Source organism: Millisia brevis NBRC 105863 (assembly GCF_001552615.1).
GTDB lineage: Bacteria > Actinomycetota > Actinomycetes > Mycobacteriales > Mycobacteriaceae > Millisia > Millisia brevis.
In genome coordinates, this window is record NZ_BCRN01000022.1 from 35,712 (window position 1) to 60,812 (window position 25,101).

21 protein-coding genes and 1 pseudogene are annotated in these 25,101 nt (G+C 67.5%); 14 read left to right on the forward strand and 8 right to left on the reverse strand.

Annotation, left to right across the window (positions count from 1 at the left end):
• Positions 1 to 2: 2 nt before the first annotated feature.
• The 3 genes from MB1_RS22485 to MB1_RS22495 all read left to right on the forward strand — a co-directional run bounded on the left by MB1_RS22485 (position 3) and on the right by MB1_RS22495 (position 3,607).
• On the forward strand, positions 3 to 1,571 hold the full coding sequence (locus tag MB1_RS22485; RefSeq protein WP_218000298.1) for a gamma-glutamyltransferase family protein: 1,569 nt from the start codon (positions 3 to 5) through the stop codon (positions 1,569 to 1,571).
• 176 nt (positions 1,572 to 1,747) lie between these two features.
• Positions 1,748 to 2,935: an acyl-CoA dehydrogenase family protein gene (locus MB1_RS22490; RefSeq protein ID WP_066912963.1), complete on the forward strand. Its 1,188-nt coding sequence runs from the start codon at positions 1,748 to 1,750 to the stop codon at positions 2,933 to 2,935.
• A gap of 39 nt (positions 2,936 to 2,974) precedes the next feature.
• Positions 2,975 to 3,607 carry a TIGR03085 family metal-binding protein gene (locus tag MB1_RS22495; RefSeq protein ID WP_066912929.1) on the forward strand — a complete coding sequence of 211 codons (633 nt, stop codon included), beginning with the start codon at positions 2,975 to 2,977 and terminating at the stop codon, positions 3,605 to 3,607.
• A gap of 5 nt (positions 3,608 to 3,612) precedes the next feature.
• Here MB1_RS22495 and MB1_RS22500 read toward each other — a convergent pair whose 3' ends face one another.
• Both MB1_RS22500 and MB1_RS22505 read right to left on the reverse strand, forming a co-directional pair.
• Positions 3,613 to 3,915 (reverse strand): hypothetical protein, encoded by a 303-nt coding sequence (locus MB1_RS22500; RefSeq protein ID WP_245650317.1) that lies wholly within the window; start codon positions 3,913 to 3,915, stop codon positions 3,613 to 3,615.
• 86 nt (positions 3,916 to 4,001) lie between these two features.
• On the reverse strand, positions 4,002 to 5,231 hold the full coding sequence (locus MB1_RS22505; RefSeq protein ID WP_066912934.1) for a lipase family protein: 1,230 nt from the start codon (positions 5,229 to 5,231) through the stop codon (positions 4,002 to 4,004).
• 378 nt (positions 5,232 to 5,609) lie between these two features.
• Between MB1_RS22505 and MB1_RS22510 the strand changes: the two genes are divergently transcribed.
• Both MB1_RS22510 and MB1_RS27000 read left to right on the forward strand, forming a co-directional pair.
• Positions 5,610 to 6,239, forward strand: coding sequence for a class I SAM-dependent methyltransferase (locus tag MB1_RS22510; RefSeq protein ID WP_066912965.1), 630 nt, complete (start codon positions 5,610 to 5,612; stop codon positions 6,237 to 6,239).
• Positions 6,240 to 6,266: 27 nt separating this feature from the next.
• Positions 6,267 to 6,401: an MmyB family transcriptional regulator gene (locus tag MB1_RS27000; protein ID WP_369406883.1), complete on the forward strand. Its 135-nt coding sequence runs from the start codon at positions 6,267 to 6,269 to the stop codon at positions 6,399 to 6,401.
• A 143-nt stretch (positions 6,402 to 6,544) separates the two neighbouring features.
• Here the strand turns inward: MB1_RS27000 and MB1_RS22515 are convergent, their stop codons facing one another.
• A complete protein-coding gene (locus MB1_RS22515) occupies positions 6,545 to 7,636 on the reverse strand; it encodes an acyl-CoA dehydrogenase family protein (RefSeq protein WP_157084288.1) in 1,092 nt (363 codons plus the stop codon).
• A gap of 394 nt (positions 7,637 to 8,030) precedes the next feature.
• On the opposite strand from MB1_RS22515, the gene MB1_RS22520 reads away from it, so the two are divergent.
• The 8 genes from MB1_RS22520 to MB1_RS22555 all read left to right on the forward strand — a co-directional run bounded on the left by MB1_RS22520 (position 8,031) and on the right by MB1_RS22555 (position 16,648).
• Positions 8,031 to 9,122 carry an LLM class flavin-dependent oxidoreductase gene (locus MB1_RS22520; protein WP_066912938.1) on the forward strand — a complete coding sequence of 364 codons (1,092 nt, stop codon included), beginning with the start codon at positions 8,031 to 8,033 and terminating at the stop codon, positions 9,120 to 9,122.
• Positions 9,119 to 10,456, forward strand: a complete 1,338-nt coding sequence (locus tag MB1_RS22525) for an NtaA/DmoA family FMN-dependent monooxygenase (RefSeq protein WP_066912940.1) — start codon at positions 9,119 to 9,121, stop codon at positions 10,454 to 10,456. Before MB1_RS22520 ends, MB1_RS22525 begins: the two co-directional genes overlap by 4 nt.
• The gene (locus MB1_RS26850; protein WP_066912941.1) at positions 10,453 to 12,276 is read left to right on the forward strand and encodes an ABC transporter permease; all 1,824 of its coding nucleotides are present in this window, start codon (positions 10,453 to 10,455) and stop codon (positions 12,274 to 12,276) included. The genes MB1_RS22525 and MB1_RS26850 overlap by 4 nt, the downstream gene beginning before the upstream one ends.
• Positions 12,276 to 13,466, forward strand: a complete 1,191-nt coding sequence (locus MB1_RS22535; RefSeq protein WP_066912943.1) for an ABC transporter ATP-binding protein — start codon at positions 12,276 to 12,278, stop codon at positions 13,464 to 13,466. Before MB1_RS26850 ends, MB1_RS22535 begins: the two co-directional genes overlap by 1 nt.
• A gap of 57 nt (positions 13,467 to 13,523) precedes the next feature.
• Positions 13,524 to 14,645 (forward strand): ABC transporter substrate-binding protein, encoded by a 1,122-nt coding sequence (locus tag MB1_RS22540; protein WP_066912945.1) that lies wholly within the window; start codon positions 13,524 to 13,526, stop codon positions 14,643 to 14,645.
• 146 nt (positions 14,646 to 14,791) lie between these two features.
• Complete coding sequence (locus MB1_RS22545; protein WP_084352475.1) at positions 14,792 to 15,139, forward strand: rhodanese-like domain-containing protein; 348 nt, start codon at positions 14,792 to 14,794, stop codon at positions 15,137 to 15,139.
• Positions 15,136 to 15,942: an NADPH-dependent oxidoreductase gene (locus MB1_RS22550; protein WP_066912947.1), complete on the forward strand. Its 807-nt coding sequence runs from the start codon at positions 15,136 to 15,138 to the stop codon at positions 15,940 to 15,942. The genes MB1_RS22545 and MB1_RS22550 overlap by 4 nt, the downstream gene beginning before the upstream one ends.
• A 118-nt stretch (positions 15,943 to 16,060) precedes the next feature.
• The gene (locus MB1_RS22555; RefSeq protein WP_066912949.1) at positions 16,061 to 16,648 is read left to right on the forward strand and encodes a DUF4291 domain-containing protein; all 588 of its coding nucleotides are present in this window, start codon (positions 16,061 to 16,063) and stop codon (positions 16,646 to 16,648) included.
• A gap of 208 nt (positions 16,649 to 16,856) precedes the next feature.
• Here MB1_RS22555 and MB1_RS25820 read toward each other — a convergent pair whose 3' ends face one another.
• The 5 genes from MB1_RS25820 to MB1_RS22570 form a co-directional block, all read right to left on the reverse strand.
• Positions 16,857 to 17,381, reverse strand: coding sequence for a hypothetical protein (locus MB1_RS25820; RefSeq protein ID WP_157084290.1), 525 nt, complete (start codon positions 17,379 to 17,381; stop codon positions 16,857 to 16,859).
• 938 nt (positions 17,382 to 18,319) lie between these two features.
• A complete protein-coding gene (locus MB1_RS25825) occupies positions 18,320 to 18,844 on the reverse strand; it encodes a HEAT repeat domain-containing protein (protein WP_157084292.1) in 525 nt (174 codons plus the stop codon).
• Positions 18,841 to 23,781: a putative T7SS-secreted protein gene (locus MB1_RS22560; RefSeq protein ID WP_066912951.1), complete on the reverse strand. Its 4,941-nt coding sequence runs from the start codon at positions 23,779 to 23,781 to the stop codon at positions 18,841 to 18,843. The genes MB1_RS25825 and MB1_RS22560 overlap by 4 nt, the downstream gene beginning before the upstream one ends.
• Positions 23,778 to 24,380, reverse strand: coding sequence for a hypothetical protein (locus MB1_RS22565; RefSeq protein ID WP_066912953.1), 603 nt, complete (start codon positions 24,378 to 24,380; stop codon positions 23,778 to 23,780). The genes MB1_RS22560 and MB1_RS22565 overlap by 4 nt, the downstream gene beginning before the upstream one ends.
• Positions 24,377 to 24,754: an SseB family protein gene (locus MB1_RS22570; protein ID WP_066912955.1), complete on the reverse strand. Its 378-nt coding sequence runs from the start codon at positions 24,752 to 24,754 to the stop codon at positions 24,377 to 24,379. The genes MB1_RS22565 and MB1_RS22570 overlap by 4 nt, the downstream gene beginning before the upstream one ends.
• Positions 24,755 to 24,908: 154 nt before the next feature.
• On the opposite strand from MB1_RS22570, the pseudogene MB1_RS22575 reads away from it, so the two are divergent.
• A pseudogene (locus MB1_RS22575) lies at positions 24,909 to 25,101 on the forward strand (FAD-binding oxidoreductase); the annotation flags it as partial.

Consider the following 25,101-nt stretch of genomic DNA (forward strand, 5'->3'; position numbering starts at 1 on the left):
CGGTGAGCGAACAAGTCGCCGGCGAGCGGGGTATGGTCGCGACCTCCACCGTGGCCGCGGCCGACGCGGGGCTCGAGATCCTGCGGGCCGGTGGCAACGCGGTCGATGCGGCGGTGGCCTCCGCCGCCGCGTCGGCCGTCGTCGAACCCTGCTCCACGGGGCTCGGCGGCGACCTCTGTGCGCTGATTTGGCACGACGGGAAACTGCACGGCCTCAACGCCACCGGTCCCAGTCCGGCCGCCCTGACCGCGGATCTCCATGCGGCGGGCGGCCCGATCGACGACTACGGTCCGCTGTCGATCACCGTCCCCGGGCAGGTCGCCGGCTGGCAAGCGTTGGTCGACCGCTTCGGCAGGCTCCCGCTCTCGGCGGTCCTCGGGCCGGCGATTCGACTGGCGGACAGCGGTTTCACGGTCACGCGGTCGGTGGCTGCGGGTTGGGCGACCGCCCTGGACACCTATGCACACTTTGCCGATCAGCCCTGGCTCGCGCCCTGGTGGGAGGAGTTCACCCGTGACGGCGTCGGCCCGCTCACGGGGCAACGGTGGAATTCGCCCCGGCAGGCCGAGACGCTGCGGATCATCGCCGACCGCGGCGCCGACGACTTCTACCGCGGCGGGCTGGCGGCGGCGATCGTCGATCAGCTGCGACGGGTGGGCGGGGTGCTGTCGGCCGATGACCTGCGCGACTTCACCGTGGAGTGGGTCGCGCCGATGTCGGTGGACTTCCGCGGGCACCGGGTGTGGTCGCTGCCGCCGAACGGGCAGGGTCTCATCGCCCTGGAAGCCCTGGGAATCCTCGACCACCTGCCCCCGCCGACCGACCCGATCGACGCCATCCACCGACGCATCGAAGCGACCAAGGCGGCGTTCGCCGACGGCACCCGGGTCATCGGTGAACCCGCGACGATGACCGTCGACCCGAAGTCTCTGCTCGAACCCGCCCACCTGGCTCGGCGTGCCGCCGCCGTCGCCGACCGCGTGGGTGCGCCGATCCACACCGAACCGGTGCGTGGCGGAACGGTCTACATCGCCGCCGTCGACAACACGGATACGTACGCCTCGGTGATCCAGAGCAACTTCCTGCGTTTCGGCTCCGGAGTGGTGGTTCCCGGCACCGGCATCGCGCTGCACAATCGGGCGCGCTCCTTCAGCGTCGACCCGACGAGCCCGAACCACCTCGGACCCCGGAAGCGGCCCTTTCACACCATCATGCCCGGCTTCCTGACCCGCGATGATCGACCGGTCGGCCCCTTCGGGGTGATGGGCGCCGCGATGCAACCGCAAGGCCACGTCCAGGTCGTGACCAGGGCCCTCGACGAAGGCGCCACACCGGCCCGGGCGCTGGCTGCCCCCCGATGGCGGTGGGACGGCGGCCACCGGGTGTCGGTGGAACCCGGCATGCCCGCCGAGATCCGCGCGGGGCTGACCGAGCGCGGCCACGACATTCGTGTACACCGCTCCGACGGTGCGGGATTCGGTCGCGGGCAGATCATCTGGCGAGACCCTCGCAACGGCACCCTGCTCGGCGGAACCGACCCCCGCGTCGACGGCGGAATCGCCCGATGGTGATCGACCGGGCCCGACCCGAACCCGGAGCCCGGGGCTGAGGCGCAGGTCCGCGGGATGAACGGCTCGCGGAGTGAACCGATAGCATGACCGGGTACCCGTTCGGCGCCGGTGCTGGTCGCGGACCGGTCATCAACGATGGCGGCGGCCGGGCCCGAGCCACGGATGGGAGGGCGTCGATGAGCAGCCGGAAGCCGGTGACCGCGGCGGATCCGGCAGCCGTCGTCGCGCAGATACTGGCCGAGATCGGCGACGGAGCTGCCGCTCGCGATCGGGACCGGATGTTGCCGACGCAGCAGGTTCGGGCATTGGCGGACTCCGGGCTGTGCACCTGGCGGATTCCGGCCCGGTTCGGTGGACCGGATGTCGACCTGGCGGAGTGTTTCGCATTCATCGTCGACCTGGCAGCCGCCGATCCGAACGTCGCACAGGCTGTTCGATCGCACTTCGGATTCGTCGAAATGGTGCGCTTGCTTGATGATCCAGGCGTACAGCGGATGTGGTTCGACCGCATTCTGGCCGGCGACCTCATCGCAATCGCAAGCGGGGAAACCGGCGGGCCCCAGGGCCGGATCGCCACTCGCGTATCGCGACGGGGAAGTGCGCACCTGCTCAATGGTCGCAAGTTCTACAGCACGGGTGGGCTTTTTGCCGACTGGATGGCGGTCAAGGCGATCGATGACGACGGAGCGCTGCGCGTGGTTGTCGTCCCGGCGGACCGGCGGGGTGTCGAGATGATCGACGACTGGGACGGTATGGGGCAGCGGCTGACCGCCAGCGGGACAACGATCTTCAGCGATGTGGCGGTCGACGACTCCGAATTCGTCGACGCTGCGTCCGAGGAGAACGAGCAATCCCGCGTGGCCCCATTCCTGCAGTTGTATCTCGCGGCCACGCTGACCGGTATCGCGCGCAACGCGGTGGCCGATGCGGTGGACTACGCGCGTGAACGAGCTCGTCCGATCCGGCACAGCGCGGCGACCCGGTCGGTCGATGACCCCTATGTCCAACATGCGGTCGGGGAAATCGCCGCGCTGACCTACGCCTGTGAGTCCGCCACCGAACGCGCGGCCGCCGCACTCGACCGAGTGGACCGGGCACGTCCCGCCGACGCCGAGACGCTGCTGCCCGCAGCCGGCGTGGAGGTGGCGCAGGCCCAGTACGTCATCGTGGACGCCGTTCTTCGGGTGACCGATACGCTCTTCGAAGTGGGCGGGGCCTCCGCGACGCGACGTACCTCCAACCTCGATCGGCATTGGCGCAACGCCCGAACGCTGGCGAACCACAACCCTCGCGCCCACAAGGCCGCGGTGATCGGCACATACCTGCTGACCGGTGCCGCACCCCCCACCAGCGGATACTTCTGAGCGTGCCGAACCGCGGGCGACGGGGCCTAGGCTGACCACGTGAACGTCGCGCAATACGAACGTCGGGAATTGGTGTCGACCCTGCGCTCCGTGGGACCGGACGCGCCGACCCTCTGCGAGGGGTGGACCACGCGAGACCTGGCCGCTCACCTGGTGGTGCGGGAGCGCGACCCGATCGCGTCGGTGGGCATCCTGGTGACACCCCTGGCCGGTTACACGCGGAAAGTGCAGGACTCGGTGGCCGAACGCCCCTGGGAGAAGTTGCTGGCCGACGTGGAGAGCGGGCCTCCCTGGTATTCGCCGCTGAAGCCGGTCGACAGGTGGGTGAACGCGGGGGAGATGTTCATTCACCACGAGGATGTGCTGCGCGGCGGGGCCGACCCGGAAGCACCGTGGACGCCGCGAGACCTACCGGCGGGGCAGCAGGAGGCGCTGGAGACGCCGGTCACGATGATGGGCCGCATGCTCCTGCGTGACGCACCGGTGCGCGTGACGCTGCGCAGCGACGCAGGCACCGAGATCCTCACGGCCGGTACGGGCAACCCGGTAAACGTGACCGGAACACCGGGAGAGCTACTTTTGTTCGTGGCGGGCAGGCTACCGGTACGGGTGACCTACTCCGGCGAGCCGGCCGACGTGGCGGCGCTGGGCGCCATGCAGCGCGGTCTCTGATCCGATCAGACCGCGGAGGGCCAAACCATCGCAGGAAACGCGAAGGTGACCAACATCAGCGCCAGCAACACCCAGGCGGCGCCCTGCCAGATCACCCACGTGCCACCGTTGCGGTAGGTCCGATAGCCCGTGTACAGCGCACCGATGGCCCCGAGCAGACAGACTCCCGGCACCGTCGACGCCAACACCAGGTTGGCACGGTCGATGGCGAGGTAACAGGCCGCCGCGATGATCGCCACGCCGATCACCACCGCGACATATCGCACGGCGGCGCGGTAGGTCGGCGGATCGTGCCAACTCTTTCCCACGTCGTCGCGGCCTGTGTTACGGGGAGGCTGAGGAGTCATACGTTCAGGTCTACTCCACGACGCCGGCGACGTCGATATCGTCCGATTCAGCAGGTCGACGGAGCGGGTTCACCGGCGAAGCGATCGCTCATCCAGTCGATGGCGCCCGGCAGGCCCAGCACCGCGGCGGTGATGTGATCCGGCGTATCCACCCGGCCGCGCGTCACGGGAACACCTGCGCTGCAATAGCGTCCGATGGTCCGGTCGATCGAGTCGAGCGGGATCAGAGCGTCGGTGGGGCTGTGCCATTCGTATACCGGGGCATTCGGAATGCCGGGCTGGTATTCGATGCTGATCTCGTCGGTCACGGCGGTCGGCCTCGGGTCGGTGAGGTAGCCGTCCCCGGTCGTGACCATACGAGCGCTCAAACCGGCTCCGCGGGCCAGGATTCCGGCGGTGCAGGCATTGCTGATGTCCTGACGTAGCTGCACCCCTTCGGCATTCAGATACTCCGACAGCGGGAAGCGATCCGGGTACTCCCGCTCGAGGGCAACGGCAGCGGCAAAGGCCAAACCGAACGCCGGGTGTGGGGTGTCCGAACCCAGGCTCAACGCCATCCGGGTGATGTTCGCCGGGGTGCCCCCCATCGCGTACCCGACGATCGGTAGTTCCGGTGCGTAGTCGGCTGCGTAGGAGGCCGCGAAACCGGTGGCGATCGCCCCACCCGAGTACCCGGCCAGTGCGACCGGGCCGGCGCCGAGCCGAAGCGGCTCGAACCGCTGAACAGCTCGTATCCCGTCCAGGGTGATTCGGCCCCCGATCGGCCCGACCGCGTATGCGCTGTTCGGGCCCAGATGGTCGGGAATGACCATGGTCCACCCGTTCGCCAGGGCGGCGTTGTAGGCGGGAAGCTCGCGGGTGATGACGTCGGACTCGGTGGTCCACAGGGCCTGCGACGGCGAGCATCGCAACCCGAGCGCATTGGTGATCTGCTGGTAGGACAGCACCGGCCCGTCGACGGCGCGATTGTGCGGTGCCAGGACCGTGGTGACCGCGGTGATCGGCCGGCCCTGCGCGTTCGTGGAACGGAAGGCGAGCTGCCAGGTCTCCACGTCCATCACTCCCGCGGGGGTCGGCATCGGCCGGCTGCGGATGATGTCGCCGTTCGCCCGGCTCGCCAGGTCGGGTGGGTCGGTGTAAAAGGAGTCGGAATGGGGTGCCGAGAGGACCGGTCCGGCGGTCGGCTGGGCGCTTGCCGGCATCGGAGCAGCCGTGAGGCCCATCAGGACGGCCGCCGCGCAGATCAGGGCGCGGACGGTCCTCGGCGCAGTGGTCATGGTGGCCTTTCGGAGGCGGATGCTGCGAGACCGGTCGGTGGGTTCGTTTGTGTGCCAGAGAATGTCGCAACTCGGGGATGCGAAGTGATCGGCTGTTGCACCCATCACATTTCCACGGCGGGGACAGGGTAACGGCAGATGTCCGACCGGCCAACAAACTTCTCCGGGCTGTTATACAACGACGTCTAATTCCGGGTGGACTTGTCGACCATCGTCCAGCGCGGACCGGGTCTATTTGCCCGCATCGGCGAATCGCACCTAGAGTGCCTCGCAACCTGCGGGGGAGCGGGCAGCGCCTATCGGCGGCAACCGACCGGTGTGCTTCGGGCGGCCACGGCCGCAGCGGCTTACGGGGGAATCGCCATGCCGACAACGGGTATCGACGCCATCATGCGGTGGGCGGGTCGCGGGCCGGATACCCCGTTCCCACACCAACTGGCGTTCCTGCTCAACAACCCGATTCGGATCACGGTCGCCCGTCCCGCACGATTCATCGCACGGCTCGACCTGACGGGCAGCGAACGTGTCCTCGAGGTCGGCCCCGGTGACGGCTATTACAGCGCCGAGATCGCGAAACGCCTGCCCGACGGTCGGCTGGAACTGTTCGATGTGCAACCGCAGATGATCGACAAGGCCCGCCGCAAGCTCGAACGGCGGAAGCTGCGCAATATCGGTTACCGCTCCGGGGACGCCGGCGCCGGGCTGCCCTATCCCGACGGTGCCTTCGACGTGGCATTTCTTGCGCTGACCATCGGTGAGATTCCGGACAAGGCGGCTGCCGTGCGAGAACTGGCCCGGGTGCTGCGCCCGGGTGGCGCCCTGGTATTTCTCGAATCGTTCCCCGACCCGGACCGGTTGAGCACTCCGGAGCTTCGCGACCTGGTCAACGGGGCGCAGTTCAGTTTTCGGGACCGCCGCGGTTCGCGGTGGCTCGAAATCGTGCGCTTCACCAGGACCGCCGACGGCCCGGCGGCCCCGCACGGCCGCGGGCACGGACACCGGTTCTAACCCGTTCGTCCGGACGGCGCGGAACCGTTGCGGGCAGCGCCGTCCATCGTCCGTGGGCCCCGCGGGGTCAAGGACTTCCGCCATCAAGCGGTCGGTGACATGACCCTCGACTGGCAAACCCTCCGGTGTGTCGACGACCCGGACCAGCAGTTGGTCTTCTGAACCGCGACGCCCGGAACCCGATCCGCCGCCCGGATGAGACGTCTGGCCCGGATGGCCGACTCGTCAGCCGACCCGGGAGCGCTCCGACGACCCGGCGGGTGTCACCGGCTGACCGTCCCCGTCGCCGGCACAGCATGCGGACCTCAGGGTGTGCGGGGGTCCGAGGACAACACCTCGCGCGCCAGCTGATCGATGGTGGTGTCTTCCGAGGGCGAGTTGTGCGAACCGACACGCAGGTCCCGGAAGTACCGTTGCCACGGGTGGGTTTGCCAGACCGACGCGGTCCCGAAGGCACGCCCCACCCGATCGACCACCTCGGTGGCGCTGCGATGCGCGGCAAGCTTGACCGTTGCGCTCTCCGCCGGGCTCAGTTCGCCGGTCGCGAACCGTTCCGCCGCCGAATCGACCAACGACCGAACGGTCAACAGCGACAGCGCCGCCTCGCCCACATGCCCACGTACCCGCGGAATGTCCACCGGCGCCGCGCCATCGGCCTGAGTGGGCAGACCGCCATCGGTGATCAACCGAAACGCACCCTCGGCGATACCCCGGTAGAGCCCGGCGAGCACCACCGACCACCACGGGCTCGATTGCGAGACCAGATCGGTGGGCAGTTGCGCGTCGGTCGGCACGAAGGTGTCCTCGAAGATGATGTCGTCGCTTCCCGAGGTGCGCAGACCGATCACATCCCAGGTCTTCTCGATGCGAGTCGTCGCCGCGTCGATCGGCGTGAGGAAGTGGCTCAGCGTGTTTTCCCCGTCGATCGTGGCTGCGACCACCGCATGGGACAGCGCCGATATCCCGGTCGCGTACTTCTTGCGGGTGCGCAGCAACCAGCCGCCGTTCGTCGGGATCGCCCGCGCTCGCACCGCACCGCCGCGCGCCGGTGCGATCGAGCGGTTCTCGCTGACCAGCGAGCTGACGAAACCAGACCCGCCGACGATAGCCGCGGCCGCATCGGCGAGGGTCGGGGAGACGGAGACGTCGGCGAAGACGCGCCGCGAATGCACCACGTGCATCGCAACCACGAGGCCGAGCCCCGGGTCGGCCGCGCTGACGGTGGTGACCAGTCGCGCGAGTTCCCGCGGATCCAGTTCGTCGCCGCCGGCCGACCGGGGGAGCGGCGCGCGAGCGACTCCGGCATCGATCAACAGCCGGATACTACTGTCCGGGAAACGGTTATCCGCGTCCGCCCGGCTGCCGAGTTCGAACAGCTTGCCGGACAGGTCCGCCACGCGATCGACCAGACCTCCTGACGCATCGGCATCGGAACCCGTTGGCAACGAGTGTATTTCGGAGGTGAGCACGTCGGCTGGGCCGGTGAGGGACATGGCTTCCTTTGCCGGTCGAAGGTGTCCGTTGGGGATCGGTTGCCCACCGACGCTAAGCCCGCGCGAATGCAGCAGCCAGGTTTGAACGCACCCGATTCGATCGGAACACGTGATGACGACCCATCGACCGATTCCGATCACCATGTGTCGAATCTCCCCGGCGTCGGAATTCTGCCGCCGGCGCTGGTCCGATAGGCACCGCCGATCGATGCCCATAGCGGAAGCCTCTTGGACGACTTCGGTGATCATCCCTACCGTTTTGCCTGGTAGCCGCCCGGAACCGGGTCAGGTGGAAGTAATGGAACCAGCCGCCTCCGGGAGCGAGATGACCGACTTCTCTCTTTTCTTCAACCTCGACGTCGCCGCCGCGCTCGACGATCACGAGGCGACCGCCCGCACCTACCGCGAGGCCGAGGAACAGTCGTTGCTCGCCGAGCGGCAGGGCTTCGACGGGGTGTGGTTCGCCGAACACCATTTTGCCTCCTTCGGACGCTCCCCGGCGCCGCTGGTGCTGCTCTCCCGCATCGGCGCGCAGACGACCACACTGCGACTGGGTACGGCGATCGCCGAAGCGCCGCACTACCATCCGCTGCGCCTGGCCGAGGAGGCCGCGCTGCTCGACCATCTGACCGGCGGCCGCCTGCAGTTGGGGATCGGCACCGGCGGCACGAGCAAGCGCATCGAGTACGACCTGTTCGGCTACGACTTCGACCTGCGCAATGCCCGCGCCCGCGACGCCGCCCGCACCGTGGTCGCCGCGTTCGACCACGAGACGGTCGACCTCGACGGGGAGACGTATTCGGTGACCGACGCGCGGATCGTGCCGCGCCCGGTGCGCGGCGGCGCGGAGACCGTGTGGCTGGCGGCCAGCGACGAGACGGCCCGATTCGCGGGGGAGAACGACCTGGGACTGCTGTTCGGTCGCGCGGTCGGTCCGGCCCGCCGGGTCGAGTTGCTCGAGCAGTACCGCGCCGGGTTGGGGGAGCGGCCGGGACGACGCGCCGGGTTGATCTTCGCCTTCCCCGCGCAGACCGATGAGCAGGCCTGGGAGATCACCCGGCCGGTCGTCGAGCACTACGCCGCGCTGCAGTCGAAGGCGGTTCAGTCCGCGGGGCCGGTCGAATGGGACGGCCGGCTCGGCACCAACGAGTACTTCGAGGTGCTCGAGCGGCTCACCTTCACCGTCGGCTCGGTCGAACGGGTCACCGAGCGGTTGGCGCGCTTCATCGACGACAACGAGGCCGACGAGGTGCTGGTGCAGACCTACGCCGGGGCGTCGCGCCACGAGGACGCCGCCGCCGCGAACGACCTGCTCGCACGCGAGGTGCTGCCGTCTTTGCGGGGTCTGCGGTCGGCCACTACCGGCTCCGTGGCGGAGCAGCGCCGATGACCGGCCCGGTTCCCTTCACCCTGATGATCGGCGGCCTGGCCGGGTGGCGCCGGTCCGGCAGCCGCGCCGAGGAGGCCCGCAGCCTGCCCTTCCAGGCCGAGATCGCCCGGCGCGCCGAGGAGGTCGGCTTCGATGCGCTGTTCATCGCCGACGTGCCGTTCGTCGACGCGGCGACGGTCACCGTGCCGCCCTATACCCACCTCGAGCCGATCACCCTGCTCTCGGCGCTCGCCGCGGTCACCGATCGCATCGGGCTGATTCCGACGATCTCGTCGAGCTATTCGCAGCCGTATACCGTTGCCCGCCAAATCTCCTCGTTGCAGCACCTCAGCAACGACCGGGTCGGGGTCAACATCGTCACCTCCTTCCAAGGGGAGCGCAACTACGGCTACGACACCATCCCGTCGCCTGCGGAGCGCTACGCGCGGGCCGCCGAATTCGCCCGGGTGCTCGATCGGCTGTGGGCGAGCTGGGAACCCGGCGCCCTGGCCTTCGACCGCGCCGCGGGACGATACGCCGATCCGGCCTTGGTGCACACGATCGATCATGTCGGCGAACACTTCTCGGTCGCCGGTCCGCTCGATGTGGTGCCGCGCGAGAAGCGGCCGCTGATCATTCAAGCCGGCGCCTCCGACCTCGGCCGCGCCCTGGCCGCCGATATCGCCGACCTGGTGTACACCGCGCAGCCGACCCTGGCGACGGCGCGCACCTTCCTGGGTGAACTGCACTCCGAGATCCGCGCCCGCAGCCGTTCGGTCGACGAGGTCGCGGTGCTGACCGGCGCCAATGTCGTGCTCGCCGACACCGAGGAGCGCGCCCGCGAGATCCGGGACGAGATCAACGGGCCGCTCTCCTACGACATCGGCCGCACCCGGGTGTCGACGCAGCTGGGCGGCGCCGACCTGACCGGGCTCGACCTCGACGAGCCGATCCCGGTCGAGGTGCTGCCGGACGTGTCGACCGTGCAACGGCGACAGGGCCGCTTCGAGGTTTTCCGCTCCCTGGCCGTCGACGAACGCCTGACCCTGCGCGAGCTGATTCGTCGCGAGCTCGGGGGAGCGGGGCACTGGTCGATCACCGGCACCCCGCAGACGGTTGCCGACGCCCTCGAGGAGCGGGTTCTCGGCGGCGGCACCGACGGATTCAACATCTCGGTGCCGCAGTTCCCGGAGGGGCCGCCGCTGCTGTTCGACGCCCTGGTCCCGGAACTCAAGCGGCGCGGCCTGTTCCGCACCGACCCGCCGGAGCAGGATCTGCGCCGCCGCTTCGGCCTCGCCGACCGCACCGCCCCCACCGATGCGGCCGCCGCCCGCGCGGTAGCCACCGCGCCATGAGCACCCCGACCGGCTCCGCCACCACCGTCGCACCGCCCGTCGCCCCCACCGGCGACACCGCCGTACGGTCGGACACGGTCCGGCGCCGGACATTCGGACGGTTGGGCGGCCGGCCGATCGTGCGCGATCCGGCCGCGGTCTCGATCCGTGTCCTCGCCGCGATCAGCCTGATCGTGCTGGCCTGGCCGGTCGCCGCCCTGGTGATCGGCGCCTTCCACGACACCCCGCCGGGCGAACCGGCGCGGTGGGGGATCGCCGCGTTCCAACGGGCCTTCGACAATCCGCATCTGGGCACCGCGGTGCTCAACACCCTCCTCTTCACCGCGATCGTGGTCCCCTCCGCGGTGGCGGTCGGGCTGGTGCTCGCCCTGATCGGCACCAGTTCGAACGCCCGACTGGGACGGATCATCGGCCCGACCGTGGTGATCGCCTACGCGATGCCGCCGATGTTCTACGCGATCGGCTACGCGCTCGCCGGGTCCGGCCGCAGCGGCACCGTCAACGACCTGCTGAACGCGATCGCCGGCATCGACCCGGTCCTCAACGCCACCAGTTGGCCGGGCCTGCTGTTCGTCTCGATCATGCGGGCCGGCGCCTACTGCTATCTGCTGCTGATCGGACCGGTGCGCGCCCTGAGCCGCAGCCAGGTCGAGGCGGTCCGGGCGGCGGGCGGCCGATCGCTGATCGAGCAACTGCGCGTGGGCATTCTGCCGTCGCTGCGCCCGGCGATCGGCGGCGCGGTGATCCTCGCGTTGATATCCCATATCGGCCTGTTCGACGCGATCTACATCCTCGGCAACGCCGCCGGCATCACGACGGTGTCGGTGCTGTCCTACCGGTTGTTGCAGATCGACGGCACCCCCGACTTCTCCGCGGCCAGCGTCACCGGACTGTTCATCCTGGTGCTCGCGGTGATTCTGGTGATCGTCCAGCAGCGGCGCTTCGAGGTGCGCGCGGCGGTGACGGTCTCCGGGAAGCCCGAACGCCCGATCACCATCACCTTCTCGTCGCCGGTGCGGTGGGCCCTCGACGGGCTGATCGTCGCCTACGTCATCGCCTTCCTGGTCATCCCGGTCGGCTCGATCGTGCTGACGTCGGTGCAACGATTCCCCGGCCTGTATACCGGGCTGACCGGCCGCTTCTACCAGGATCTGTTCGCCTCCTCGGATGCGATCAACGCCCTGCTGACCACCTTCGCGCTCGGCATCCTCGGCGGCGGCCTCGGTGTGGCGCTCGCCCTGGCGATCGTCGCCGCCCGCGTCACCCGCCCCGACTTGCCGTCGACGACCGTGGTCGCCGCGGCCGCGATGGCGCCGGTCGCGTTGTCGGGCATCGTCGGTGCGCTCGGCTACATCTGGGCGGTGGTGCTCTTCGAGCCGACCCGGTGGCTCTACGGGTCGTTCCTGCTGCTGGTGATCGCGCTGGCCGCCGGGGTGGTGCCGGCATCGATGATGTTGTTGACCGGCAGCATCTCCCAGGTCGACCCCGGCCTGCTCGCCTCGGCCCGGGCGAGCGGGGACAGCTGGCCGCGCGCCTTCCTGAGCATCGTCGTTCCGGTGGTGGCGCCGTCGTTGGTCAATACCTGGTTCCTGTCGTTCATCACCGTGATCGGCGCGCTGGACCTGACGTTGGTGCTGTCCGGTCCGCACATCCAACCGGCGTCGACATTCATCTACCGGGCCTACGCCAATGCCGGATTCGGCCCGGCGACAGCGATGCTCGTGCTGCTGCTGATCGGACTGATCGCACTGCGCCTGCTGCTGCAACTGATCCTGCGCCGGCTGCGCCCGGATCTCGCGACGCATCGAAGGGAAGCCTGATGGTCATCGGCACAACGGAATCCGAGCTTGCCCCCCGAAGCCGGAGCGGCCCGAGCACCGACACCGCCGCGCCCGCCGCCGGGGCCGCTGCGGACATCGCGGTATCGGTGCGCGGCCTGCACAAGGCGTTCGGCGCGGTCGAGGTCGTCAGCGACATCGACCTCGACATCCCGGTGGGATCGTTCGTGTCGATCCTCGGGCCGTCGGGCAGCGGCAAGACCACCGTGCTGCGCTGCGTCGCCGGGCTCGAGCGCCCCACCCGCGGCCGCATCGATCTGGCCGGGCGATCGGTCTTCGACGCCGACCGCGGTATCGACGAATCGATCGCCGTCCGCAATGTCGGCATGATCTTCCAGAACTACGCCCTCTGGCCGCACAAGACGGTGCGCCAGCACGTGCTGTACCCCCTCGGTCGCGGTGTCGGGAAACTGCCGCGCGCACAACGGTCCGTGCGGGCACACGACACCCTCGAATCCGTCGGGCTCGCCGAACTCGCGGACCGCTTCCCCTACGAATTGTCCGGCGGCCAGCAGCAGCGGGTCGCCGTCGCCCGCGCGATCGCCGCCCACCCGCCGCTGCTGCTGATGGACGAGCCGCTGTCGAACCTCGATACCCAACTGCGGCAACGGCTGCGCCGGGAACTGCGCACCGTCCACGAGCGCGCGGGCGCGACGTCGCTCTACGTCACCCACGACCAGGAGGAGGCCTTCGCGCTGTCCGACCACGTGGTGCTGATGCACAACGGCCGCATCCTGCAGCAGGGCCCGCCGCTGGAGATCCACCGCCGACCGCGTACCCGGTTCGCCGCGACCTTCCTCGGCTTCGAGAACATCGTCGACACAGCCGATCTCGATCGGATCGTCGGCCGACCGCTCGCCGCCGATGTCGGCGCCGCATCGGTCGGCTTCCGCGCCCGGGCGGTCCGACTGATCACCGACCGCGCAGAGACACCGTCCGCGTCGGCAGATGCCGTCCGCCTCGGTCCCTGGACGGTGCGGTCCGTCGAATTCACCGGCGACGAGGTCTTCGTGCGGGTCGAACGCGGCGAGGTGACCGTGCTGGCCGCCGTGCCCGTCACCACCTCCCGCGTCCTCGACGGCCTGATCGACATCCACCCCGGCCGCACCGTCGACATCGACGTCGACGGCGCCGACCTGATCGCCCTGGAACCGGACCCGTCCGGAGCCTGACCCGAGCTGCCCGCACGGCGGCCGACATCATCACCCACGAAACGGAGTTACCACCCCATGCTCTCGACCCTCACCCGACCGCGCCCCGGCGGCGCCCGCAGCCGCGTCGCGCTGCCCGCGGCGGCCCTGCTGACCGCGGTGTTCGTCGCCTCCTGCGGCTCGGCCGACTCCGACGGGGAGCGCGGTGGCGTCGACTCCGACGAGATCGCCCAGTCCTATCAGCAGGAGGAGGAGCGCCTGGACACGCTCTACCAGCAGGCCCTCGACGCGGGGGAGACCGAGGTCGTCTACTACCCGACCGCCCTCGGCTACGAACCGGTGATCGCCGCCTTCGAGAGCCGCTTCCCCGAGATCGACGTCAAATACGAGGTGCTGCTCGGGCCGGCGCTCAACGCCAAACTCGCCGGCGACTTCGCCGTCAACACCGTCACCATCGACGTCGCCCAGCTCAGCGAGGCCAATATCGCCGACTACGCCGACCAGGGCCGCATCGCACAATGGGACTGGCCGTCGCAGAACGACATTCCCGCCGACGCGGTGCACGGTGACGGCACGTACTTCACCGATTACCGCGGCCTGAACGCGGTGGTGTGGAATACCACCCGGGTCAACGCGGACGAGGTGCCCACCTCGTGGAAGGAATTCCTCGAGCCCGAATGGGAGGGTCGGGTCGGCTTCCAGCGCCCCAGCGGCGGTGTCGGCATCGACAATTCGTTCACCAATCTCTGGGCGCAGGACCTGATCACCGAGGACGAGATCGGCTCGCTGGCCGGGTTCCCGACCGAACCGGGCAACGCGCAGCTCGTCGCGGGCCTGACGCAGGGCAAGTACGACATCGTTCCCAATACCTGGGGTCCGGCGGCGCTGAGCGCGGCGGCCGACGGTGCCCCTCTCGGCGTCGGCATCCTCGACGACTTCTCGATCGTCTCCAACGGGTTCACCACCATCTTCGAAGGCTCCCCGAACCCGAATTCGGCGCAGCTGCTGGTGGCCTGGCTGCTCTCGCACGGCGGTCAGAACGAAATCGTCAAGAGCGGTTACTACGGCATCTACGACGACCTGCCGATCAACCCGGCCCTGCCCGATCTGGCGGACGTGAAGATCGAGCCCGCCCCGCTCGCCGAATTCCAGCAGGCGCAGCCGGTGGTTCGGGAGATCACCCAGCGATTCTGGCCCTGATCGTCGAGTCCGGCAGCTCGTCTGCCGGGGTCGATGACGAGCGTTTCGAATCGTTCAGCGCCAAACCCCGTGAGGCGGAATTCTCCGCCTGCGGCGATTGTCGACACATCCGTGGACGACATGACCACCGAGAAAGGCATACAGCCATGAGCGACACCCCCACCGCGGTCGACAACCGTCGCGTCCTTCCCGCCGCTGCGCGCGACCGCTTCCAGCAGGGCGCCCTGCTGATCGACGTGCGCCGCGCGGTCTCGCGGGTCGAGAACGGCGTCGTACCGGGCTCCGAGCACGTCGAGAAGGCGGACGTCGCGGCACGTTTCGGCGACGCCGCCCGGGACCAGCCCGTCGTGGTGTTCTGCGGTTCCGAGAACGGCTCGCGGCCGGTGGTCGAGCAACTCGTCGAGCTCGGCTTCACCGATGTCAGCCATATCGAGGGTGGCTACCCGGCGTGGCGTGAGGCGGGTCTACCGACTGAGGAGCATCCCGACCGATGAGCCGACGGGTGGCGGCGTTGACCCGCCGTTTCGGTGCCGACCACGAGGGCCCCTGGAACGACACGCTCGATCTCCAGCTGGCGCACCGGTCGATCCGGCGATTCGACGACCGGCCGGTGAGTGAGGAGATCCTGCGGACCCTGATCGCCGCAGCATCCTCCGCGGCGAGCTCGAGCAACCTGCAGCTGTGGTCGGTGATCGCGGTGACCGATCGGGATCGGATCGAGCGGCTCGCCACACTCGCCGGCGACCAGGACGCGGTGCGCAACGCTCCGCTGTTCCTGGTGTGGTTGGCCGACTTCGCACGCGGGCAACGTATCGCCGAAGCTCGCGGTCTGGAAGCAAGCAACGCCGACTACACCGAGGCGACTCTGCTCGGCGTCGTCGACGCCACGCTGGCCGCGCAGAACGCGGTGATCGCCGCGGAGTCGCTCGGCCTGGGCACCGTCTACATCGGTGGGATCCGCAACGATCCCACCGGTGTGGCGGAGGAGCTCGAGCTTCCGCAGCGGGTGTTTCCGGTGTTCGGGTTGTCGGTCGGCTATCCGCATCCCGAGGTCGATGTCGAGGTCAAGCCGCGGCTGGGTTTCGACGTCGTCTGCCACTGGGAGAGTTACGGTCTCGCCGAACAGGATCCGGGAATCGCCGAGTACGACGAGCGGGCGGAAGGCTTCTACCGATCGCAGAACCTCGCCGGCAGCTGGACCGGTCGGATCATCGATCGGTTGACCGTGCCAACCGCTTTCGGAACTCGGCGCCGCACCCGCCAGGCTCTGGAGGCCCGCGGATTCCCCTCCACCTGATCGCGGAGTCCCGGTGCCGGGCGCATCCTCGGCACCGGGCCTTCCGGTGTCCACGCCTGCCGCAAGAGGCGGATGCCGCTTGGCAATGCCGGCTTCGGGGGCTACTCTTTCGGTCAGAATGAACGAGTATCCAACTCGGCAGATTCGTGCCGAATTCGACGACGAGTCGATCACCGTATACCAGGCCTACTCCCCGCAGATCGCCGAACCGGCCGTTGCCCGAGGGAGATTCGTGTCACCGTTCAAGATTGACCGGATGACCTGGATCAAGCCGTCCTTCCTCTGGATGATGTACCGATCGGGGTGGGCCACCAAGCCGGGCCAGGAACGTGTCCTGGCGATTCGCCTAACCAGAACCGGGTTCGAAAAAGCCCTCTCCCGCTCGTCCCTGAGCCACTTCGATGGCGAGGTGTATTCGAGTCACGATGAGTGGCTGCGGATCAAAGCGGAAAGCCCCGTTCGGATCCAGTGGGACCCGGAGCGCAATGCTGCGCTCGAGCCGCTTCCGTGGCGGGCCATCCAGATCGGCCTCGGCGGCACGATTGTCGACGACTACGTCAACCGCTGGACCCTTGGCATCGACGACATCACCGACCGCGTCCACCACCTGCGGTCCCAACCCTTCGTCGCGTCGGAACAACTACCGGTCGAGCGCCCGTATCCGTTGCCGCCTGACATTGCCCAACGGATCGGTGCCAGTCGGTAGCCTCGCTCCTTCAGATACTTCAGCTTCAAGTCGATACTGGTGAGAAGCACGTTGTGGGTGATGCCGATTGGTCGAGACACATCTATTCACCGGCGCTCCTCAGCGGCGACAAGTTGTGCTCCGCCGCGTACATGCACGCCTCGTTCTGAGGCAATCTTGTACATGGTTTCGAGCGTCTTGGCGGTATCCGCTCTCGCCGCGCATGGCCTCAGTCGGTGGGCGCATGCCTGTGGCGTTCCAGTTGCTTCCTGACGTTCGCCCGGACCACCTCACTCTCGGAGTCCCGAAGTGAACGTAGAGCTTCGTCGGCTTCGGGTACGGCTAGGTTGCCCAGAGCCCATATAGCCTTAACTGCGAGGGCTCGTGCATCGTCGAACTCGAGGTAGTCCGGAACATGTACGGCGGCATGCACAAATGCGGGAATAGCGCCGGGTGACCGGAGGTCGTCGAGCAGAGCAACGATGTTCTCGTGAGTGTGATGCCAGTCCTCCAACAAGACCGATGTATGGGGATGCAGTAGTTGAGGAGTCGGCCCGAAGCGGTGGGCCACGACGGTCGCCAGGTCGAGCTCTTCGGCGGATCGGTTCTCGATCGCGCTTGCAACGAGGCGGGCGCTGAGCAGACTGCCGTCGGTTTCGCCGAATCCAGCAAGGACTTCGTTGTCGGACGGAACTCCAGTCGAAGAACCACCGATGATCATCGACAGGATTAGGCGACGCTGCTCGGGGGTCATCACATGCGCTCCGTTCCGGCAAGTAGGTTGTGTTGGCGATCAACGTTCGCCTTTTATCGAGCCCGACGTTGCCCACTCACCCTAGCGTTTGACGTACACAGACTCAGTGGTCCAACCAGGGGAACGTCTGATACTTCCGTTGCCCCGCCAGCGCGAGGGGGCGATCTTTCCCGTAATCGACTGATGCTGTGGGTATTTGGGTCAGGTATCTCCTGAATCCGGGCTGGCGACTGCAGCGTAGGCGTGCGTTCCCTGGCCTGCCTATCCGACGAACCAGCTGTTTCGGAAGGTGCTTTGGATTATTCAAGCAACATGGCCGAGTAGAGTATTTTCGCGAACTCTTGTATGTCCATAGAATCTGTCGCGAAAGCTTCCCCGTTATCATAGACTGCTGACCCCAGACCTTCGAGAAACCCGACAACCGTCGAGCTTCCCGTTAATTTCTCTCGTGCATGCCATCGATCAAAAACCTTGCCTACGTCTGGCGGAAAGTCGTTCGGGAGATCTCGCTTGCTCGATTGTAGGGCCGAGACAGGCGAGCGCTCGATCTTGTGGATGGCGTCTCGCAATAACTTCAGTAGATCCGACCAGTTTATGGATCCATCTTGGCAGATTGTGGCAGCTCCGCTAACTGCCAGCTGCACGACCAGTGCGCGTACCAGTTCGGCGTTGTTACTTGTCAGGAGCGGTATATGTGCCGATTGGCTGGAAATGGTATCTATTTCCGACGCGGCTACTTCATAGTCCACTATGTCTGACAATCAGTCAAAGCTCGGATTGAGTGTTTCGAGACGATCGAGTCTGTCCCGCTCGAAAGAAGTTTCATATGACCCCATTCTCATCCTGTCTCCTGCCTCCTCGTCAGTGTCATACAGGTCAAGGCTGCCGGTAGTGTGCCTCCTGGATGCGGGATTCGATCGTAACGTGGACGCTGCGGTTCAATCGGGAGTGGGCACCCCGCGACGTTTCAGCTGATTTCTGATGTTGGTAAGCACGATCTCATTGTCAGAGTCGAGAAGGGATCCCAGCGCTTCCTCTGCGGCGTGTCCTGGTAAATTGCCGAGTGCCCAGATCGCCTTCACCGCGAGGGCTCGTGCTTCGTCGAAGTCGAGGTAGTCGGGCACGTGCCTGACGGCATGGACAAGACTCGGTATGGCATCAGGTGATCGAAGTTTGTCGAGAAGTGAAACAATGTTCTCATGAGATACATGCCAGTCCCCGTATAAGGCATGAGAAAGTGGGGGTGTTAACCTCTGGTCGACGCCGAAGCGAAAAGCAACCCGCAGGGCAAGCTCCAGATCGAGTGATGACTTGCTCTCGACAGCTTCCATGAGCAATTGATGAGCCACCTGCGTACCGTCGCTCTTGCCGATTCTTCTGAGAAAATCCTCACTGGAGATTGGTTCCGGCTGCTCTCGGCTAACGTAGAGCTGCTCGATGAGTTTGCGGTCTTCTGGAGTCATCTAATTCTTTCGAAATGTAGCAGGGCGGAATTAAAGAGTTCGAGTGCTCGTCCGACCCCGAGGCCAATATTAACTTGCTCGCTCTCGCCCTTGAAATATGCCCAGTCGTGCTTCCATCCTCTGGAGGTGGGAGGCATGTCTGGATGCAGCAAAGTGGTATCACGAGACATGTCTCGAACTCCAATCTCCGCAAGGGCATCGTAGGTTCCGTCCTGGGTGGTAAGGCGGACGAGTACTCCGGAATAGTCCTCGGAGAATGACTGGTTCGGGGAGATAAACGTCTCAGACGTACCCGGGAACCGCCCAGTGCTCTCGAGTTGAGCGAAGTGGTCCGGACTCATCGTCCGATAGTAGATCTCGTTGCCGTCGCCATCTCGTTCGACGAAGCATGGCGCCAGGCCCAGAGGGTCCAGCCACGCTGTCGGGTTATCGACGTAGGTGCTCGGGTTCGGTGCCGGCGCGAGGCCCAGGGGATCAGGGCTGAGGTAGCGGCCCGTGGCGGGGTCGTAGGTGCGTAGCAGGTTGTAGTGCAGGCCGGTCTCGTCGTCGTGATACTGCCCAGGGAACCGCAGGGGAGTGGCCTGACCGGTCCAGGTGAGGGTTCCCCAAAAGGTGGCGTCGGCGACCCCGACCTCGTCGCCGCTGTCGGGGTCGATGAGGGTGGTCGGTGTGCCGACAAGATCGGTGACGATGGCGCAGAACTGCCGATCCACATCGTCCTGGTCGAGGGTGGCGGTCCGACTCTGGGTGAGCGGTGCGTGCGAGCCGGGCTGATAGGTCCAGCGCAGGGTGTGCTCGGGTGCGAGTTCCTCGACAATTCGGGTGCCGTCCCAGACGAAGCGGATCGGCTCCGATGCTTCGTCTGTGCGTTGCTTCTCGACGCGTCTGCCGAGGGCATCATAGGTGTATCGCCAGCGTGCGCCGTCGGGAGTGGTGACGCCGACCAGTTGGTCGAAGTCGTCGTAGGTGTAGGTCCACGTAGCGGGCGGGCGCGAGATTCGGGTGGTGGTTGCGGAGACCAGGCGACCGGCGGAGTCGTATCGATAACGCGTGCGGCCGCGGCGCTCGAGGAGTGTTCCACGTAGCTCTCGGTCGTGGGGATCAGCGCCAGTGGTACCGGGCGCAGCGGGTTCGGCGCTGTCGGTGATGTTTCCCAATCCGTCGTAGGCGAACCGCTCGAGAATCCCGTCGTCGCTACCCACAGCCAGGACGCGCCCCACGGCGTCGAGGTCGAATCTGCGCCGGCTGACCCCGAGATCGGTGGTGGTGACATGCTCGCTGGGGATCCCGTCGGCTCGGTATCCGTAGCCGTCCACCCGCAGCACCGACGCGTGGGCCGCGGGACCTCCCAGGTTGAGCAGCGGAGCGGCATGGGCTTGCGCGATCTGCTCAACCAGCCGTCCTGCGACATCGAAGGCGCGATCCACCGCAAGATCGCCGACCCGGAACCCGGTGCTGCGGCCGACCGCGTCATGCCGGAGGTCGACCATCCGCTCATCGACCCGAAGCGCCACGGGCCGACCGGTCGAGTCCCAGTCCCAACCGGTGAGACTGCCGGTGCTCGAACGGGACTCGACGCGCCTGCCGTGGACGTCGTACCGGAAATCGACGACGCCGGTGGGCGAGACTTCGCGCAGCAGACGCCCGGCCTCGCTGCGTTCGGAGTCGATGCGCCACACCCGACCATCCGCGTCGACCGCCTCGGCCGTGAGTAGCCGGCCACCGGCGTCGTACCCGAATCGCCGTGCGGCACCGGCATTCGTGGTGATCGAGGTGAGACGGCCGAGGATGTCGTATCCGATGGAACGAACGGCGCCGGATGGGGTGTCCGTCTCGGTAACCCGGCCGACGATGTCGTGCCGATAGGCCGAGCGCGCTCCGTTGTAGTCGGTCTGCTCGACCAGTCGACCGGCCGGGTCGTAGCGATAGGACCAGGTGTCTCCGAGCGGGTTGGTCACGCCGGTCAGTCGCAGTTCGGTATCGCGGGTGTACCGGGTGATCGTGCCGTCCGGAGCCGTGCGCGAGGACAGCGCATCGAAGGGGCCGTACGTATGCCAGGTGACCAGTCCCGCACGGTTACTGGTGGACAGCAGGTTTCCCTCGCCGTCGTAGGTGCGGCTTTCCCGAGTTCCGTCCGGATAGGTGACCTGCGTGGGCTGGCCGTCGGCCGTCCAGGTGAAGGCGGTGACCGCTCCCAACGGATCGGTGACCTGCACGGGCCGACCGAACGCGTCCCGCTCGATGACGGTGACCGCGCCGTGTGGATCGATGATCCGAACCGGCAGCCCGGCGCTATTGGTCTCCATGCGCGTGGTTCCACCGCCGGCGATGGTGGCGGCGACAGCGCCGTTCGACGAATAGGAATACTCGGTGCGTACCCCGTCCGGGTCGGTCGTGGCGACGAGGTTGCCGCGCTCATCCCACGTCTGGTTCCACCGCGCCCCACCGGGTTGCAGGATCGTCGATGGTCGGCGCGGCGCGGCATATGACAGCCGAATGACCTCGCCGTCGGGGCGATGGATCTGCGCCAGATCACCGTCAGCGGTGTATCGGTACTCGGTGACCGCGCCGTCGGCGGCGGTGACCCGCACCGGCATGCGGTTGACATTGAAATCGGTGACCGTCAACGCGCCGACTTCGTCGACCACACTGCGAGGACGGTGGTCGACGTCGAACCCCTCGACGCGGCGTGCGCCCAGCGAGTTGGTGATCACCGTGACCGAGCCGGTGCCGTCGGGACGATCGGCGTAGGCGAAGTCGGTGTTCAGGATGCCGTCGATGCCGCGCTGCGCAATCACTCGACCATCGCCGTCGTAGGTGTTCGTCAGCCAGGTGCCGTTGTCATCCAGCCAACGGACAATCCGACCGTCGGCGTCGTACTCGAACCGGGTCACTCCGCCGAGTCGGTTGGTCACAGAAGCCAACGAACCTGCCGCATAGCCGAACTCACGCACCGCGGTGATCGCTTCGTCGCCGACAACTGCGTACGAGACGATCCGGCCCGCACTGGTGTCCACCAGCACCCGGTACCCGCCGGAATGATCGACGGCCACCGGCGTTCCGGTGTCGTCCCAGCGGAACCGGATGCGGTTGCCGTGGCGATCGGTGATCGCCGAGATCGCCAGGTTCCCGAGTGCGGCATCCACACCCGCCAGCGGCGGTTCGGGTGCGAAGTGCCAACTGATCCCGGAGTCGGCGGCATCCATGCGATAGCCGCCGTGGTCGGTACGTGCCAGCGTGCGGCGCTGCCCGGACAGACACGACACCGGCCGATCCATCTGCGGATGGTCGAACCGCAACACCATCCCGTCCTCGGCAAAGACCACCACGCCGTCGTCGTCGATCACCAGGCGCATATCGAACGTCGACCACCAGGTCGGTCCGAACCATCGGCCGAACCGATAGTTCGACCGGTGCCGTCGAGCGAGCGTCAGCGGCAACACCCCGGGAAGGGTCAGATCCCTGGCAGGTAGCAGAAACTCGCCGGTTGCCGTTGCCACCGGGTCCGCGGACTCCGCTGTTTGCTGTGGGGATTGGTCGGCGCGCGGTCCCTGCTCCTCGGCCGTGATCCGAGCGCCGTCATCGGCAGCGGCCCGAGACTCCGGTGTGCCCGGATCGGGGGAGTGCGGCGCGGGCTGAGACCCGGATTCTCCCGCCGGTGAGGTATCGGCGGGGACATCCGGGTCGGCAGTGGTGCCTGCGCCCGGCCCGTTCACCCCAGAATCTGATGCCGCGGAGGGGGATCCGGGCGAGTCGACCCGCCCCGATCCGCCCGGTTCGACAGTCGGCCGATGGTCCGTCGCGTCGATCACCCGATCGACGGTGCGCGCGGTACCCGCCAGGTCGACGACCTCCTCGGCGGTATGTAGGCCGATCCGAGCCGCGGTCCCGGTGCCACCGGTTCCGACTCCCAGCAGTGCATCGGCTGCGAGGGCGCCCGCCGCGGAGGTCGGGTTGGCGCGAACTCCATCGATATACGCGGACGCCACTGCTCCGGGATCGGCGGCGGCCGCCACCACACCGGCCGCGAGGTCGGACATCGCCGCGTCGTACTGGGCGGGATGACTCCGGTTGTAGACGTCCATGGGATTGACGCTGCGCAGGAACGCGTTGAGGCCACTGAGCGCCGTGACGAATCCGGTGGCGAACTGTTGCGAACCGTGCTGAATCCCGGCGTGGACATCGAGCACATCGGCCAGAACCCGACTGGTGAACGGCGGCTTCTCCGGTGCGATCGCCGTCGCCGCATCGATCCGAGCCACGATCTGCGCGGCCAGATTGTCGCGCTCGGCCCGTGCGGCCGACAGGATCTCGCGCGCCTGCTCACGCAGCGATGACCAATTGTCCGTGATTGTGGTGACCGCGCGGGCGTCGGCGTCCAGCGCGTTGTGGGCGACGATCGTCGCCTGCTCGTTCTCCTGCGCCCGGCGCCACACGTCGATCGCGTCGGCCGCCTTGGCCTGCGCGGCCGTGACTGCGGCGGCCCAGTCGATCAACGCCCCGTGGGCAGTGGTCATCGACTCGGCTGCCTGGCCCCACAGTTGCGGCTGCTTTGCGTATGCCTCCCGGAATTCGTCGGCTGCGGCGCCGGACCAACCGGGGGTATCGATGCGCGCCAGCGCCATCCCGGTGTCACCGATGCTGCCTGCCAGCCCATTCAGGGTGTCTGCCACCGCGACGATCGCGCCGGCGTCGCCGCGGATCAGCTCGCGGGGATCCTCGGTCTCGCCCAACTCCCGCTCGCCGACCGCGCCGCCGGTGGCCGACGCCACCCGGTCGCCGACATCGTCGAAGAAGCTGCCCACCGAGTCCGCGCCGAGGGCCCGAGCCCCATCGGCGACCCGGTCGAGGGCACTGTCGACGGCCTGCCCAACCGCCTCTGCACCCGATTCCACGGCGCCGGATACGGCCTCGCCCGCAGCGTCGAAGATGCTCATTGCTGGTGGTTACCGCCGACCATGCCGGAATTCCATCGCGCGTCGGGAAGCCCGGGAAGATCGATCGGTGACGCCGCGGTCAGATTCGCCAGCGCCTGCGGGGTCATCCCGGCGATGGCCGCATCGTTGTGGCGAATCTGCTCGCTTGCCGCAGCCGACGACTCGGCGCTGTAATCGGGATTGGCGACGAAGTTGAACGGATTGTTCCCCAGGGTTTCCGACCAGGACTGCCCGGCCACCTCCTCGTCCGACAGATGGGGATTGCCGAAGACGTCATTGACGACGTTCTTCAGCGCGGCCTCACCCTGCTGGTCGATCACGTGGTAGCGGCCCGCCGCCAGATCCAGCGCCTCGGCGATCGCGTTGCCCGCTTGTACGAGGGCCCGCACACCCCACTCCCAGCGTTCGGCAAATTCTTCGGTGGACCGCTGCACCGCGAGGTGGCCGGCTTCCAGCGGGGACAGGGCCAGCAGTGAGAATCCGCGCCCGAGAGTCCCGGACTCCGAGATACCGATCCCCGACATCGACTCGATGGTGCGGGTGATTCCGTCGGCGGCGGCAGCCAGGACCGCAGGATCGACCTCGACACCGTCCGTCACGGGAGGTCGTCCCGCAGGGCGATCCACGGAAAGGCAAAGGGTGCATCGCCGGCCGGGTTGATCACCAGGCCGACCCGGTCGCCGAACCGGGGGAGCAACTCGTCGACCACTGCGAACCCGGTCAGCGCCTGGTAGTCGCCGGCCTCGCGATCCCGCGCGGCGAGGTAGGCCGTGTACTGGTCGAGCCGGGTGAAGACCGGTAGCCAGTCGACCTCCCGGACCCTACCGGTGAACGGCATGCCCGCATCATCGAGTGGAACCAGCAGCACGGATTGCCGAACCAGCGCGAGCAGTCGTATCGGGTCGCCGAAACCGCGCCGATAGGAGTTGATTTCGTCCTCGACGGCGTCGGCGACGGATGTATCCGCCTCCATGTTGTCCCCCCGACGGCGCAGCCTAGCAGCAGCCCGCCCCGACTGTCTGGTGCCGATCCCGCCGCGCTGCCGACGATCGAGTCGAAAACCGCCCCGCCAAATTGATCGCCGAGTATATTACCCAGCAGTCAATTGATCGAGCCGGGAGACGAGCATGCGGTCGTGGTGGGGTTGGGGCACCGTCGAGGACGCGGTGATCGGTGACGAACGTGCCGCGCTCACCGCACGGGTGGCGAAGGTGCTTCCCGGTGCCGATCTGACCATCCATGCGCCGCCCGATCCGGCAACCATCGGCATTCCGGCGCCGCGAATCGCCGCGCCCGCGTCGTTGGAACACCTGGCTTCAG